Origin of the sequence: Halomonas sp. LES1 (assembly GCF_031846005.1) — a bacterium.
Lineage (GTDB): Bacteria > Pseudomonadota > Gammaproteobacteria > Pseudomonadales > Halomonadaceae > Halomonas.
The window spans coordinates 104,420-119,724 of record NZ_JAVRGC010000008.1; the positions used below are offsets into that span (position 1 = coordinate 104,420).

General features: G+C 63.2%; 15 protein-coding genes. 12 read left to right on the forward strand and 3 right to left on the reverse strand.

Annotated elements, in window-relative coordinates; translation table 11 throughout:
- The first annotated feature begins 125 nt into the window (after positions 1-125).
- From gcvT to RM463_RS15375, 3 genes are all read left to right on the forward strand, one after another.
- A complete protein-coding gene (gene gcvT, locus RM463_RS15365) occupies positions 126-1,241 on the forward strand; it encodes a glycine cleavage system aminomethyltransferase GcvT (RefSeq protein ID WP_311430504.1) in 1,116 nt (371 codons plus the stop codon).
- 172 nt (positions 1,242-1,413) lie between these two features.
- Positions 1,414-2,637: a serine/threonine transporter SstT gene (gene sstT / locus RM463_RS15370; RefSeq protein ID WP_311430505.1), complete on the forward strand. Its 1,224-nt coding sequence runs from the start codon at positions 1,414-1,416 to the stop codon at positions 2,635-2,637.
- Positions 2,638-2,701: 64 nt separating this feature from the next.
- Positions 2,702-4,081, forward strand: a complete 1,380-nt coding sequence (locus tag RM463_RS15375; RefSeq protein ID WP_311430506.1) for an L-serine ammonia-lyase — start codon at positions 2,702-2,704, stop codon at positions 4,079-4,081.
- An 81-nt stretch (positions 4,082-4,162) separates the two neighbouring features.
- Here RM463_RS15375 and RM463_RS15380 read toward each other — a convergent pair whose 3' ends face one another.
- From RM463_RS15380 to RM463_RS15390, 3 genes are read right to left on the reverse strand one after another with little or no spacing between them, the layout of a single operon-like run.
- Positions 4,163-5,476 (reverse strand): amidohydrolase, encoded by a 1,314-nt coding sequence (locus tag RM463_RS15380; protein ID WP_311430507.1) that lies wholly within the window; start codon positions 5,474-5,476, stop codon positions 4,163-4,165.
- A gap of 21 nt (positions 5,477-5,497) precedes the next feature.
- On the reverse strand, positions 5,498-6,958 hold the full coding sequence (locus RM463_RS15385) for a sodium:solute symporter family protein (RefSeq protein ID WP_311430508.1): 1,461 nt from the start codon (positions 6,956-6,958) through the stop codon (positions 5,498-5,500).
- Positions 6,951-7,163 (reverse strand): DUF3311 domain-containing protein, encoded by a 213-nt coding sequence (locus RM463_RS15390; RefSeq protein WP_132041861.1) that lies wholly within the window; start codon positions 7,161-7,163, stop codon positions 6,951-6,953. Before RM463_RS15390 ends, RM463_RS15385 begins: the two co-directional genes overlap by 8 nt.
- Positions 7,164-7,317: 154 nt before the next feature.
- Here RM463_RS15390 and RM463_RS15395 point away from each other — a divergent pair, with 154 nt between their 5' ends.
- The 9 genes from RM463_RS15395 (at position 7,318) to RM463_RS15435 (ending at position 15,295) form a co-directional block, all read left to right on the forward strand.
- Positions 7,318-8,241 carry a LysR family transcriptional regulator gene (locus RM463_RS15395; RefSeq protein WP_311430509.1) on the forward strand — a complete coding sequence of 308 codons (924 nt, stop codon included), beginning with the start codon at positions 7,318-7,320 and terminating at the stop codon, positions 8,239-8,241.
- A 185-nt stretch (positions 8,242-8,426) separates the two neighbouring features.
- Complete coding sequence (locus RM463_RS15400) at positions 8,427-9,176, forward strand: GntR family transcriptional regulator (protein ID WP_311430510.1); 750 nt, start codon at positions 8,427-8,429, stop codon at positions 9,174-9,176.
- A 24-nt stretch (positions 9,177-9,200) separates the two neighbouring features.
- Entirely contained in the window at positions 9,201-10,157 is a 957-nt protein-coding gene (locus RM463_RS15405; protein WP_311430511.1) for a tripartite tricarboxylate transporter substrate binding protein, read from the forward strand.
- Between the two features lie 70 nt (positions 10,158-10,227).
- Positions 10,228-10,710 (forward strand): tripartite tricarboxylate transporter TctB family protein, encoded by a 483-nt coding sequence (locus RM463_RS15410; RefSeq protein ID WP_311430512.1) that lies wholly within the window; start codon positions 10,228-10,230, stop codon positions 10,708-10,710.
- A gap of 13 nt (positions 10,711-10,723) precedes the next feature.
- The gene (locus RM463_RS15415; RefSeq protein WP_311430513.1) at positions 10,724-12,223 is read left to right on the forward strand and encodes a tripartite tricarboxylate transporter permease; all 1,500 of its coding nucleotides are present in this window, start codon (positions 10,724-10,726) and stop codon (positions 12,221-12,223) included.
- A gap of 17 nt (positions 12,224-12,240) precedes the next feature.
- Entirely contained in the window at positions 12,241-13,524 is a 1,284-nt protein-coding gene (locus tag RM463_RS15420) for a hypothetical protein (protein WP_311430514.1), read from the forward strand.
- Between the two features lie 471 nt (positions 13,525-13,995).
- Complete coding sequence (locus RM463_RS15425; RefSeq protein ID WP_311430515.1) at positions 13,996-14,235, forward strand: hypothetical protein; 240 nt, start codon at positions 13,996-13,998, stop codon at positions 14,233-14,235.
- A 30-nt stretch (positions 14,236-14,265) separates the two neighbouring features.
- Positions 14,266-14,982: an AzlC family ABC transporter permease gene (locus RM463_RS15430; RefSeq protein WP_195687774.1), complete on the forward strand. Its 717-nt coding sequence runs from the start codon at positions 14,266-14,268 to the stop codon at positions 14,980-14,982.
- Positions 14,972-15,295, forward strand: a complete 324-nt coding sequence (locus RM463_RS15435) for an AzlD family protein (protein WP_195687775.1) — start codon at positions 14,972-14,974, stop codon at positions 15,293-15,295. The genes RM463_RS15430 and RM463_RS15435 overlap by 11 nt, the downstream gene beginning before the upstream one ends.
- Positions 15,296-15,305 lie beyond the last annotated feature (10 nt).

Consider the following 15,305-nt stretch of genomic DNA (forward strand, 5'->3'; position numbering starts at 1 on the left):
CCGGGATTCTTTTCACCGCCCATTGTTTCCAATAGGAAACATCGTCTACTCTAGGCGCTATGCTACCCGGTTGCCGCTATCCTTGAGGCACCCCGCTTCGTTATTTCCTGTTATCGGAGGCCCCCATGAGCGAGCTGAAACGCACCCCTCTCCATGATCTGCATGTCGAGCTCGGCGCCAAGCTGGTCCCCTTCGCCGGCTACGAGATGCCGGTTCAGTATCCACTGGGCGTGAAGAAGGAGCATGAGCACACGCGTACCGCCTGCGGGCTGTTCGATGTCTCGCACATGGGCCAGCTGCTGCTGCGTGGCCCCTCCCCCGCCGAGGCGCTGGAGACCCTGGTCCCCTCGGATATCGTCGGCCTGCCCGAGGGCATGCAGCGCTATGCGATGTTCACCAACGACGCCGGCGGTATCCTCGACGACCTGATGGTGGCCAACACCGGCGACGAGCTCTATCTGGTGGTCAATGCCGCCTGCCGCGACCAGGATATCGCCCACCTGCGCGACAACCTGCCCGCGGAGCACGAGATCGAGGAGCTGGATCGCGGCCTGATCGCCATCCAGGGGCCGCAGACCGCCGAGGTGATGAAGCGTCTCTGCCCCGCCGCCACCGAGCTGGTCTTCATGCAGCATGGCCACTTCGAGATCGACGGCATTCCGGTCTGGATCAGCCGCAGCGGCTACACCGGTGAAGACGGTTTCGAGATCTCGATGCCCGCCGACCAGACCGACGCCCTGACTCGCCGCCTGCTGGCCGAGCCGGAGGTGGAGGCGATCGGCCTCGGCGCCCGCGACTCCCTGCGTCTGGAGGCCGGCCTGTGTCTCTACGGCCACGATATCGACACCACCACCCTGCCGGTTGAGGCCGGCCTGACCTGGGCCATCGCCAAGCCGCGCCGCAACGACGGCGAGCGCCCCGGCGGTTTCCCGGGTGCCGAGGCGATCCTCCACCAGGTCGAGGCCAAGGACCACACCCGCAAGCGGGTCGGCCTGCTCGGCGAGGGGCGTGCTCCGGTGCGTGAAGGCGCCCCGCTGGTCGACGTCGACGGCAACACCATCGGCACCGTGACCTCCGGTGGTTTCGGCCCCAGCGTCGGCAAGCCGGTCGCCATGGGATACCTGCCCATCGCCCATGCCGAGGTAGGCACCACCGTCTACGCCGAGGTGCGTGGCAAGCGCCTGCCCATGACCGTCAGCAAGACCCCGTTTATCACCCCGGGCTACTACCGCGGCAAGTAACGGTCACAGCAACTGACATACGCGGCGCTTGTACGGCAGACAACGCCCTGGGCCGCGACAGAAGTACCGCCTCCTGCCCTGGCGCCACCGCGCCGGGGCAGGCTGCCATCCCAGGGCCGCTGATCCGGCCCCGGGGCAATCCAGCACGCCTCCAACCACCGAGAGACCCTCGATGACTTCCACCCTGAACGCCCTCTTCGGCCCCCTGATGCGCCTGGGCCTGATCACCCAGATTGCCATCGGTATCGTCTGCGGCATCCTGCTCGCCTCCCTCTCTCCGGGGCTCGCGCTCTCGTTTTCACTGCTCGGCGAGCTGTTCGTCTCGGCCCTCAAGGCCGTGGCCCCGATCCTGGTCTTCGTGCTGGTGGCGGCCGCCATCGCCGGTCATCACAAGGGACAGCCCACCCATATTCGCGGCGTGCTGCTGCTCTATGTGATCGGCACCCTGGTGGCGGCGCTGGTCGCCGTGGTGGCAAGCTTCACCTTCCCCACCACCCTGACGCTCGATATGCCCGAGGTCAGCGGCAACCCGCCGGGCGGCATCATCGAGATCCTGCGCAACCTGCTGCTCAACGCCGTTGCCAACCCGATCAGCGCACTGATGGAGGCCAACTTCATCGCCATCCTGGCCTGGGCCATCGGCCTCGGCCTGATGCTGCGCCACGCCAGCGACAGCACCCGTAACACCCTCAACGACCTCTCCGATGCGGTCTCGGGCATCGTGCGCGTAGTCATTCGTTTCGCCCCCCTGGGCATCTTCGGCCTGGTCGCCAACACCCTGGCCGAGGCGGGACTGGGCGCCCTGCTCGAGTATGGGCAGCTGCTGGGCGTCATCGTCGGCTGCATGCTGTTCGTGGCACTGGTGACCAACCCGCTGATCGTCTTCTGGCAGACCCGTCGCAACCCCTACCCGCTGGTCTTCGCCTGCCTGCGCGGCAGCGCCATCACCGCCTTCTTCACGCGCAGCTCGGCGGCGAACATCCCGGTCAACATGGCGCTCTGCGAACGTCTCGACCTGGACCCCGACACCTACGCCATCTCCATCCCGCTGGGCGCTACCGTCAATATGGCCGGCGCGGCGATCACCATCTCGGTGATCACCCTGGCCGCGGCCAATACCCTGGGGATCAGCGTCGACTTCCCCACTGCCCTGCTGCTGTGCGTGGTCTCGGCACTGGCCGCCTGTGGCGTCTCGGGCGTCGCCGGCGGCTCGCTGCTGCTGATTCCCATGGCCGCCAGCCTGTTCGGCATCTCCACCGATGTGGCCATGCAGGTCGTCGCCATCGGCTTCGTGATCAGCGTGGTGCAGGACTCCACCGAAACCGCGCTGAACTCCTCCACCGACGTGCTGTTTACCGCGGCCGCCTGTCGAGCCGCGGAGAACCGCCAGAACTGACCCGTGTCACTCGAACAGCCGTCACATATCAAGCGGTCACTCAGACAACAAAAGGTGAATGACTATGTCCATCAGCGTCTTTGACCTGTTCAAGATCGGCGTGGGGCCCTCGAGCTCACACACCGTGGGCCCGATGCGGGCCGCCTACGACTTCGTCGGCGAGCTCAACGAGCGTGATCTGCTGACCCGTGTGGCCCGCGTGGAGGTCCAGCTCTTCGGCTCGCTCTCCGCCACCGGCATCGGCCACGGCACCGATCACGCGGTGATCATGGGCCTGATGGGCGAGCGTCCCGACAGCATCGATCCCGACATCATCGCGCCGGCCATCGAGGAGCTGAAGGAGTCGGAGGCACTGCTCCTGGATGACCGCCACAGCGTCTCCTTTCGCTGGATCCGTGACATGCAGCTGCTCGAGGAGAGCCTGCCCCATCACCCCAACGCCATGCGCCTGATCGCCCACGGCCACGGCGATGAGCTCTACCGCAACACCTACTACTCGGTGGGCGGCGGCTTCGTCGTCGACGAGGCCCAGTCCGCCGAAGGGGAGCTGGATACCGACCGGACCGAGCTGCCCTTCGACTTCCAGACCGGCGACGAGCTGTTGCGCATGTGCCATGAGCACGGCCTGCGCATCAGCGAGCTGATGCTTGAGAACGAGAAGGCGTGGCGCAGCGAGGCGGAGATCCGTGAGGGCCTGCTGACCATCTGGACGGCGATGCAGGCGTGCATCGAGAAGGGCATGGAAGCCGAAGGCGTGCTGCCCGGCGGACTCAACGTCAAGCGGCGTGCCAGGAGCCTGCACCAGCGCATGCTGGCCAGCGAGGATGACCACTCGTTGATCGCCTCCACCATGTCCGCCATGGACTGGGTCAACCTCTATGCGCTAGCGGTCAACGAGGAGAATGCCGCCGGCGGCCGCATGGTCACCGCGCCCACCAACGGCGCGGCGGGCATTATTCCGGCGGTGCTCCAGTACTACATGCAGTTCCGCCAGGGCGCCTGCGAGCGCGACGTGGTGGACTTCCTGCTGGCGGCCGGCGCCGTGGGCATCCTGTGCAAGAAGAACGCCTCCATCTCCGGTGCCGAGGTGGGCTGTCAGGGCGAAGTGGGCTCGGCCTGCGCCATGGCCGCCGCCGGCCTCACCGAGGTGATGGGCGGCAGCGTCGACCAGGTGGAGAACGCCGCGGAGATCGGCCTGGAGCACAACCTGGGACTGACCTGCGATCCGGTGGGGGGGCTGGTGCAGGTGCCCTGCATCGAGCGCAACGCCATCGCCTCGGTGAAGGCGATCAACGCCGCCCAGATGGCGCTGCGCGGTGACGGCAAGCAGTTCATCTCCCTGGACAAGGTGATCCGCACCATGCGTGATACCGGTGCCGACATGCAGGAAAAGTACAAGGAGACCTCGAAGGGTGGCCTCGCCGTCAACGCCATCGAGTGTTGAGGCACTGAGGCAAGGCTCCTCCCGAAATGCAGCAGGCCGCCCTTAGGGCGGCCTGCTGCATTCTGCATCGGATAAACCGGATCAACGCGCCAGATAGGCCAGCGCTCCCGATGCCATGGCCGCCATGCCGGTACGCATCGTGACCTCATTGCCCGGGAAGTAGTAGGGTGAATGCGGCATCTCAAGGTTGCGCATCTTCTGCACCACCCCCTCCCCAGGGGTCTCGGCCCAGCGCTCGGCCGGCGTGGCGCCGATGAACCAGTAGACATAGGGGATATCCTCGCCGCCGAAGCCACCGGCCTCGGCATTGCCGAAGTAGGGGAAATCCTCGCTGCCATTGAGACGCGGCATCCCGTAGAGATTAGCCTCACCGAACTGCTCACCATGGGCACGACGCACCCGCTCCACCGTGTCGGCATCGTTGTGCAGGGCAATGGTCTCGTTGAGCACGCGGATCTCAGGCGGTTTCGGCGAGCGCCCCGCCTCGCACTCAGCCTGGATGATGCGCTCGATCGACTCCACTATCCGGGCGTGCAGCGTATTGTCGAAGCTGCGGATATTGATCTCCAGCTCCGCCGAGTGGGGGATGATGTTGGCCTGAGTACCGGCATGCAGCTTGCCGACGGTCACCACCGCGGTCTCCTCCGGGGGCACCTCGCGGGAAACGATCGTCTGCAGTCGCGTCACCACGTGCGCGGCGATCACCACCGGATCCACCGCCTGAGCCGGCATGGAGCCGTGGCCGCCGGCGCCGTGAATGGTGACGGCCAGGTTGGTACAGGCGGCCATGGCACTACCGGCAAGATGGCCCACGGTACCGGCGAGCGCCGGCATGTTGTGTTGGCCGAGAATCACGTCCGGACGGGCAAAGCGCTCGTAGAGACCATCGTCCAGCATCGCCTTGGCACCGCCAAAGATCTCCTCGGCGGGCTGGCAGATCAACATCAGGGTGCCGGACCACTCCGCCTTGAGCCCGGCCATCACCGCCGCGGCCCCGACAATGCAACTGCTATGCAGGTCATGACCGCAGGCATGCATCAGCGGCACCGTGCCGCTCTCGGTCTCTGCCGTGCGCGTGCTGGCATAGTCCAGGCCGGTGTCTTCCTTGATTGGAAGCGCATCCATGTCTCCGCGCAGCATCACCGTGGGACCCTCGCCGTTCTTCAGCAGCGCCACCACGCCGGTGCCGCCCACACCGCGGGTTACCTCATAGCCAAGGGACTCCAGCATATCGGCCAATTGCGCACTGGTCTCGTGCTCCTGGAAGGGCAGCTCAGGGTACTGGTGAAGCCGGCGATAGAGCGCCTGTACCTCATCGAACGCGGCGTCTACCTGCTCGCCAATGGCAGTCTTGAGGCTGGTGGTCTGGCTAGCGACAGTATCGGTATGAGTCATTATTGGAGTTTCCTTGTTCGCTTAATGGCTGACAGGGCTGGCCTGAAGAGTGTCATGGTCGGCACGCACGAAGCGCTGCCAGATGGCCACCACCGCAATATTCAACAACATGGCCCACACACCGGCATGCCAGCCGAAGGGCGAGCTCCATACAAAATCCATCAACAGATACCCCAGGCTACCGACCAGTGCACCGGCCATCACGCTTGCGCGACGCAACGACGGCATGAACAGCGCTCCGATCACCATCGGGAACAGCTGTACGATCAGGCCATAGGCGGTCAGCAGGATCATCACCAGCGAACCGGGATTGAGCAGCGCAAGCAGGTAAGCCACCAGCGACAACCCCAGCACGCTCCAGCGGGTAGCACTCACCGCACTCTTTTCGCTGGCGTTTTTCATCACCGTAGGGCCCATCACGTCACGCACCAACACAACGGCCGCGGTATGCGCCAGATTGGCACCGGTGGACATCGCCGCCGCCAGCGCGCCGGACAGCATCAGGCCGATCACCCAGGGCGAGAAGTTGGCAACATCCATCACCATGCGCAGCAGCACGGTATCGGAGCGCTCCAGGGGCGTATCGGCAAAGGCCAGAATGCCGGCGAAGCCGATAAACAGCAGCGGCACCAGCAGGTAGGCGTAGAGGGGGTAGAAGACGCTGACCTTACGCAGCGTCTTGCCGCTGTCGGCGGAGTAGAACTTCATGAACAGATGCGGCCACATGGCGCCGCCGAAGGCACTGACCAGCACCGCGGTGCTGAAGTAGCCCCAGCCCATGCCGCTGGCCCCGGGCATGGTCAGATATTCTGGCGCCTGCTGCTGAAGTTGGGCGAACATCTCCCCCACCCCGCCATAGAGCCGTTCGGGAATGGCCAGGCCAAGAAACCAGGCGATAACGATCATCATCACGCCCTGCAGGAGGTTGGTCCAACCGATACCACTCAGTCCGCTGGTAAAGACATAGGCCGCCACGACCAGGAAGGCCAGCAGGCCGCCCAGCCAAAAGGGCACCGCACCATCGGTGGCCGCCTGAAACAGCAGCCCCGCCCCGGCGATCTGGATGGTGAGATAGGGCACCAGAGCCACCACACCGATCCCCCCGGCCAGCATGCCCAGCGGCTTGCTGCGATAGTGATCGGCGATCATGTCGCCCTGAGTCAGGTAGCCGCGCTCACGCCCAAGCTTGGCCACCCGCGGCCCCAGCGCCCAGATGGTAATCGGTACCAGGGAAAGGTAGGCAAGGATATAGAACGCCGGCGCCCCATGCTGGTAGGACCAGCCGGGCGTGCCCAGGAAGGCGAAGGCGGAGAAGATCTCGGCGCCAAGGATGAAGAACAGGATTACCACACCGACATGGCGCCCGCCTGCCACATAGCCTTCGAGGCTCGAGCTCGCCTGGCCTCGGGCCCGCAGCCCCACGGCGAGTACCATGACGAGATAGAGCAGGGTAATGCCGATCACGATCATGGAATCACTCATGACGATCACCTCCATGGCGGATGGCAAAGGCTACCCACATGCCGATGAAGAGCAGCATCATCCACAGGGTGTACCAGAAGAACAGGAAGGGCAGGCCCAGCACGGTGGGTTCGATACGGTTGGCGATCAGGGCCCCCGGCCAGATCATGGCCAGGGTGCACAGCGCGAAGTGCAGCCCCGTCAGCAGGTGGTAGGTCTTGGTCATGGGTCGTCCGGCTCGCAGGGCGAGTCTTGTTATGGGTTGTCTGCTGACTATGGAACGCCCTCAACGATAGAAAAAATACAGCTTCTTGATGGCTGACATATCGAATCGGCATGACTAAAGTCACCACACCGTCCCGAACCCGAGCCTTCCCGCCATGGAGTTCCGCCAACTCAGCTACTTCGTCGCCGTCGCCGAGACTGGTTCCATCTCCGCTGCCAGCCGCCGTGTTCACGTCGCTCAGCCCGCCTTGACCCGTCAGATACGACTATTGGAGGAGGGGCTGGAGGCCACTCTTCTCGAGCGCCATGCCCGGGGCGTGCGGCTGACCGTGGCCGGCAAGGCGCTCTATGAAGAGGCCGTTGCACTGCTCGACAGACGCACTCAGATCAAGACCCGTCTGGCGGCACTGAGCAGCGGCCTGACCGGCAAGCTGAGCCTGGGGGTCACGGTGACCCATCTGTGGGTACCCGAGGTGGCCTCGTTGCTGAGGCACTATCGTGCCCGCTACCCCCAGGTCGGCTTCGAGGTCTTCCCACTGCTCTCGGGCCCACAGCTGAATCGCCTGCGCGAGGGCACCCTGGATGCGGGCATTCTCTATCTCGATGACGTCGAGCAGCATGGACTGGAGACTCACCGCTTACAGAACGACCACCTGGCCCTCGCGGTCCCAGCCGACTCCCACTGGTCAGTGACACCACCCGGGCGCCTGGCGGAGCTCGAGCAGGCCGACTTTATCTGGGGCTTTCGTAGTGTCTCGCCGGTCTATCACGACCGCGTGATGAGGCACTTCCAGCGCCTCGATTTCCACCCCCGAGTGGTCCAGCTCGGCGCCGACAACATCGCCATCCTCAGCATGGTGGCCGCCGGCCTGGGCATCTCCATCGTGCCTGCCGCCAGCATCTGCCACCCAATGCCTGGCATCCGCTTCCTGGAAATGAATGAGCTGACGAGCTGTGACATGCCGCTATGGCTGGCGTGGCGCAGTGGCAACGACTCACCGGCACTGCGCAACCTGGTGACCTTGGCGCAGGACGAGTTCACTTCCCGTCCCCAGCCTCCGTCACGAGTCCAATCTTGAGAAATGGAAATGCCCAGCGTTTTCGCAGCTTGCGGTAAAGCAAACATCTCCCCAACCGCGACCAATGTCTAACACTAGATACTTCAATATTGCCCATTGGGCGATTGACCCCACAGGGTGTGTCGCCTTACCTTAACGCAACTGGTACGGACGTCCTGACATAGGGATGTCATAAGGACTCAATCATGACTTACACGACCGTCGACAAAACCAGCCCCATGCCGCTCTACCTGCAGCTCGCCGAGATCCTGCAACAGCATATCGACAGTGGCGAGCTGCCACAGGGCGACCCTCTGCCTTCCGAGCGGGTGCTGCGCGAAACCTATGATGTCAGCCGCTCCACCGTGCGAGAGGCGGTGCTGCATCTCAAGCAGAAGGGTACCGTCGAAACGCGACGCGGCTCGGGCAACTTCGTGAAAGTGATCCCCACCGTGGATCGTGACCTGCTGGGAATTCACGATTTCGACGTGCAGATCGAACAAGGCGGTCATAGCAACCAGGTTCAGATCCTCCACTTCACGGAGGAACATCACTCGTCGCGTGTGTCGCAGCTGCTGCAGGTGGAGCCCGACGCACCGCTGATCAAGGTCACACGGCTGCGCCTGGCCGACGGCGAGCCGCTGTTCATCGAGAAGATCTACCTCTCAAGTGCCCGCTTTCCTCGCATGACGCGGGAGGACTTCAGTAACACCCAGGTGTTCACCAAGAAGATCATCCAGGACTACGGGATGGACATCGACGAGGTGGTCATCCAGCTCGAGCCTATCCTGCTCAATCGCAAGGAGATCGAGAACCTGGGGGTTAAGCGGCACCCCGCCGCCGGACTACTCAACGAACGAACCACCTACAACAAACGAGGAGAACCGATCGTTTTTTCCAAGTGGGTCTTCAGCAGCAACCGCTGCCGTCACATGTTGAAAATAAAAGCTAAATAATCCGCACAAGGTGTCCCGATGAAAATGAAACTACTCGTTAGCGCGCTTGCCGCCACCACCCTGCTTCCTACTACAGCCGCCCTGGCCGATGGCTACCCGGAAAAGCCAATCACCATGGTCGTGGCCTACTCTCCCGGCGGTGGCAATGACACCGTATCGCGCCTGATGGCCAAGCACATCGAGCCTTATCTGGGCACTCGCATGGTCGTGGAGAACCATCCCGGCGCAGGCGGTCAGGTCGGTTTCACGCGACTGGCCCGCGCCGATGCCGATGGCTACACCATTGGCCTGCTCAGCTCGCCCTCGCTGTTCATGATCGAGATGCTACGCGACGGCGTGGCCTACAGCCTGGATGACTTCCAGGCCGTGGCCAACATCCAGTCCGACCCGATCCTGCTGGCAGTGAACGCCTCCAGCGACTATGCCGACCTTGCCGCGCTGACCGACGACATCGCCGCTAACCCCGGTTATGTAAACGTTGGTGGCGACGGCCCGCAATCCAATGTGCACCTGCAGGCTGCAGCCTTCGAGTCGGTCCTCGAGTTAGACACCAACTTCATCAGCTACAGCGGTTCAGGCCCCACCGCCACGGCACTGCTTGGCGATGAGGTGGACGCCGCCCTGCTCAGCACCAGCTCAGCGCTACAGTTCATCGAAGCCGGACGTATTCGCCCGCTGGCGGTTTTCGACAACGCCCGTCACCCAGCGCTGCCTGATGTGCCGACCCTGGCCGAGGTGGCCGGTGCGGAGGTTCCCAGCGTAGGCACAGCCGTCCGTGGCGTGGCCGGACCTGCCGGCATTCCCCAGGAGCGACTGGCCCACCTGGAGTCGGCCTTCAAGCAGCTGCTGCAGGATGAAGAGTTCCAGGCTGCGGCCGCGAATCTAGGGATCGTCACTCACTACCTGGACAGCAACGACTTCACCGAGATGCTCGAAGCGTCCCGCGAGGCCACTGCCCAGTACATCGACTTCATGCAATAACCCTCCCCGGGTATCAGGCAGGCCGCCTCTTCAGCGGCCTGCCCTTCGCCCGTTTCCTGAGGACGCTCCCTTGACCAGCACCCGTAAAAATCTAGTCCTGTCCAGCGCCTTTCTCGTGCTGGGCCTGGCGATCACCTGGGAAACATTCGACTACGGTGCCAAGTCCGCGGTCTTCCTGCGTGGCCTTGCCGTGGCCTTGAGCCTTATGGCATTGAGCTATCTGGCCATCAACCTGTTGCGCCGGCAACACCACAACTCCGCCCAGCCGGACACCTCACCTCGACCGTCGTGGCTGGACAACCACGGCAATGCGCTCCTGATCTTCGGTATGGTCGGCGGCTATGTCGCGCTCATGCAGATAGTGGGCTTTCTGCTTTCGACAATGCTGTTTGGCTATCTCACCCAGCTGGCTATCGCCCGCCGCCACCGCCTGCTCCATGTGGTCTATGCGGTGCTGATGTCGGCCGCCATCTACCTGATCTTCTTCAAGCTCCTGGGGATCGCGGCGCCCGAAAGCCTCCTCTCCCTGGATCAAACGCTCAAGTTCCTGTAACGAGACTCCAGCCATGTTCGAAGCCATGTCGCTCGGCCTTGCCACCGCCTTTCAACCGGCGATGCTGCTCGCCGTTCTTGTCGGGGTCACGGCGGGCGTATTCATCGGGATGCTGCCCGGCCTGACCAGTACCATGGGGGTGGCACTGCTGATCCCCGTGACCTTCTCCTTTCCCCCTGCCGTGGGCCTTTCGCTACTCGGCGGCATTTATCTCGCCTCTACATTCAGTGGCTCAATCAGCGCCATCCTGCTGAACATACCCGGTACACCCTCGGCCGTGGCCACCTGCCAGGACGGCTTCCCCATGACCCGGCAGGGCAAGGCGGGGCGGGCCATCGGTCTGTCGGTGTATGCCTCCAGCCTGGGCGGTATCTTCAGTACTCTGGTGCTGCTGTTCATGGCCCCTGCCCTCTCCGAGCTGTCATTGATGCTGGGCGCGCCAGAATATTTCCTGTTGGCACTGTTCGGCGTCACCATCATCGCCTCCCTATCCGAGGGCGACATGCTCAAAAGCATGATGGGCGGCGTACTGGGGCTGATCATCAGCCTGGTGGGAATGCACCCTATGACCGGCGAAATGCGCCTTACCTTCGGCCTTCCGGCGCTCTACGACGGCATCCCGCTAGTGATCTCGCTAATCGGGCTCTACTCCATCCCCGAGGTGATCAGCATGCTCAATGCTGACGGCAAGGCCGAGCAGGAGACCCGCTCCAGCTTTACAGGCGCATTGTCATCGCTTCGCGACGTAGTGGCTCAGAAGGTCAACCTGATTCGCTCCTCCATTATCGGCACCATCGTCGGAATCGTGCCAGGCGCCGGTTCCAGCATCGCCAGCTTCATCGCCTACGACTCTGCCAAGCGCGCCTCGCGTCAACCGCAAATGTTTGGCAAGGGGTCCGAGGAAGGGCTGATTGCTGCAGAGTCGGCCAACAACGCCGTCACCGGCGGATCTCTGGTACCTCTACTAACCCTGGGCGTACCCGGAAACCCAGTGACTGCCGTGCTGATGGGCGGCCTGATCATTCATGGCCTGGCACCTGGCCCTGCGCTGTTCGAAAACACCCCCGACATCGCCTACGGCTTCATCTTCAGTCTGGTACTGAGCAACCTAATCTTCATCCCCATCGGGCTGCTGGTGGCCAAGTACTGCGTGAAGGTAATCCTTCTGCCCCGCGAAATTCTCGCCACGACGATCCTGGCGCTGGCGATTATCGGTGCATTCGCTCTTCGTGGTCAGGTCGGCGACGTATTGATGATGCTGGGCATTGGCATCGTCGGCTACTTGTTCACGGTGTTCTCCGTCTCTCGGGCACCCATGGTGCTGGGGCTGGTGTTGGGCGCCATGGCCGAATCGAACTTGTCCCGCGCGCTGATGCTGGTGCGTGGCGATACCGGCGAGCTGATTCTGCAGTTCCTCACCCGTCCGTTCTCCATCGGCCTGGTGCTGCTCTGCCTGCTCTCCATCTATCTGGGTTTCCGCAAAGGACAGGTGGCCAAGCCCACCGCTCAATGAAAGCTAAAGGAATACGCATGACACGCTCTTCTTCCGCCATCGCCGCAACCCCCTGCTCCATCGCCAAGTTGGGCCGCGATGGCATGCACTACTTCTTCGGGTACTACAACAAAAGTACCTGGAACGCCCAGGACACCCAGATCCTTGCCAATCGCGTGCCCTACATGGACCGCGACCTGACCCCCGGCCTCGAAGCGGAGGTGGGCTATTTCGACTCGGTGGGGGGTGATTTCCAACCTATCGGAACTACCAGCGCCTGGAACTGGCAGATGGGCTGTCAATTGCAATGGCTGGAGGGGCAAGGCAAGCGTCAGATCATATACAACGTTCGCCACGCCACACCCCAGGGTAAGTACCCGAGCTTCGGCGCAGTCATTCATGATCTGGACAGCGGCGAGTCGCGGACCCTGGCCGACCCGATCTACTCGGTAGCGCCGGACAGCTCCTATGCGATCACCGTCGATTACCGTCGCCTCTACATCACCCATGAGACGATCGGCTACGCCGAGGTCGAAGGCGACAAGCTGCCCGTGGAGCGATGCCCGGCTGACGACGGTGTCTGCCGCGTGGACCTGGATACCGGCGACATTCAGGTGCTGGTGAGCTACGACGCGCTGAAGAATTTCCACTACTGCGACTCCATGGCCAACGCCATTCACTGGGTCAGCCATATCGAGATCAATCCGGCCTCGAACCGTATCCTGTTCCTGCATCGCTGGACCGAACGCGTGGAAGACGAGACCTGCTTCCTCCACCGCTTGATCACCATCAACCCCGACGGCAGCGACATGCGACTGCTGGAGTGCTCCGACCACCCACTGCCGCAACTGGCTGAGGACTTCGATCCCAACGCCGTGGGCACCTACGACTACGAGAAGTCGGAGTATCAGATCTCCCACCCGCTATGGAAGAGCGATGACGAGATCATCGTCTGGGGACCGCATGACGGAGAGATCCACTACCACCTCTATCATGACGTCCCCAATGGGAAAGTCAGCGTAGTCGGCCGCGGCATCCTCACCGAGAATGGCCACATGAGCTACTCCCCGGTGAACCCGCGCTGGCTGTTGACCGATACCTACCCGGACGCTGAGACCAACATCCGTAAGCTGTTGATCTTCGATACTCAGGAGGAGCGAGCCATCGAGATAGGCGAGTTCTACACCTCGGATCTCAAGAAGGAGAACCGCTGCGACCTGCACCCTCGCTGGAATCATCAGGGCACTCAGGTCTGCATCGACTCCGTACATGGCAACGAACGCCAGATGTACATCATCGACGTCACCCCCGTGATCAACTAAACACCAGCCTCTCAGGCAGCATGACAGCCTGACCCACTGCCCCCGGAAGCCCCCGGGGGCAGTCCGTTCAAGCCCCCCGGCACTGCACAACCTGGTGACCTTGGCGCAAAACGAGTTCACCTCCCTTCCCCAATCACCGCCGCAAGCCCGCTCATGAGACAATGAAGGCACCCAGGCGCCTTCAAGGCAGCCATTGACAGCCTCAAGCCGCCGTCTTACTGTAAACCCAGCGCCGATTTGACTCCCAGCTTGCGGGCGCTCTACAAGTTCCGCTAAAGCGACGCCCAGAGCCCGCTTTAGCCCATGCAAAGCGGGTTTTCTGTTTCTGGCCCTCGGGCCACCGCCGATTTAAGCACCAACTTGCGGGCGGAATACAAATGCAGCTAAAGCGGCGCACGGCTCCACTCCCCTGGGTCGGCGCTTGCCGACCACGCTAACCACCGTCTAACAGGGGAATGGGAGACCATCATCATGACCTACCCGACACAGACTACCGCTGGACAACGCCCGAACACCGCGCGCGACTGCCTCGCAGCACTGGACCTGACCCAGGATGACCTCGTCCGTCCGGAGCTGCGCGACGATGTTATTCTCGCCAAGCGGTTGCGGCGTCTTGGAAACAGCGTCACTCGCCGGCAGGATCCGCTGGATGGCGGCCACCGCCCTTGGCGAACTGACCCTGCAGGAACATCACTCAACCCGTATGCTTGACCCGATCACATGGGAGTAGAGGAACCCGACATGGCACGCAAGGAGGCGACATTGCACCGGCTGGATCGCACGCTGGTGTGGGATGGATTCAAGGCGCTGCTGCCCATCTCGCTATTCGTCACCATCTTCGGCATCGCCTTCGGCGTGGCCGCGCCCCAGGCCGGCCTCGACGACGGCACCATCATGCTGATGAGCACCCTGGTGTTCGCCGGCGCCTCCCAGTTTGCCGTCCTGGAGCTATGGGAGCCGCAGATCCCGCTGTTCACCATGATGGTGACCGTCTTCGCCATCAATGCCCGGCACCTGCTGATGGGGGCCACCCTCTACCCCTGGCTCGAGCCGCTTCCGCCTGCCAAGCGCTACGGCATCATGCTGGTCGCCTCCGATGCCAACTGGGCCATGGCCACCCAGGAGTTCACCCGCGGTCGTCCTGGACTGGGCGTGCTGCTGGGCGGCGGTATCGCCCTGTGGTGCTTCTGGGTCCTCGGCACCTGGCTCGGCCTGAGTGTGGGGGGTGCCATACGCGACCCCGCCAGCCTGGGACTCGACATGGTGATGGGCTGCTTCCTGCTGGCCATGGTGGTGGGTGGCGAGAAGAACCTGCGCATGCTGCTGATCTGGGGGGTGGCCGCCGGCGCCTCGCTGCTCGCCTTCTACTATCTGCCGGACAATAGCCACGTGGTAGTGGGGGCCATCGCCGGTGGCCTGGCCGGTGTTATCTGGGGGAAGCGCGACCATGAACATTGAGACGGCCGGTCTGGGAACCCTGATCATCATCCTGGCCATGGCGGTGGTCACCCTGGCAACCCGCTGGGGCGGCGTATTCGTGATGTCCTTCGTGCCCATCGGCTACCGAGTCAGACAGTTTATCCACGCCATGTCGGGCTCGGTACTGGTGGCACTGCTCGCCCCGCTGGCGGTGAGCGGCGACAACGGCGCACGCCTGGCCCTGCTGACCACTGCCGCGATCATGCTGACGCTGAAGAAGCCGCTGCCGGCCATCGCCGGAGGCATCCTGGTGGCGGCGCTTTTCCGGCACCTGTGGCCCATGCTGGCGTAGGCCCATGCCC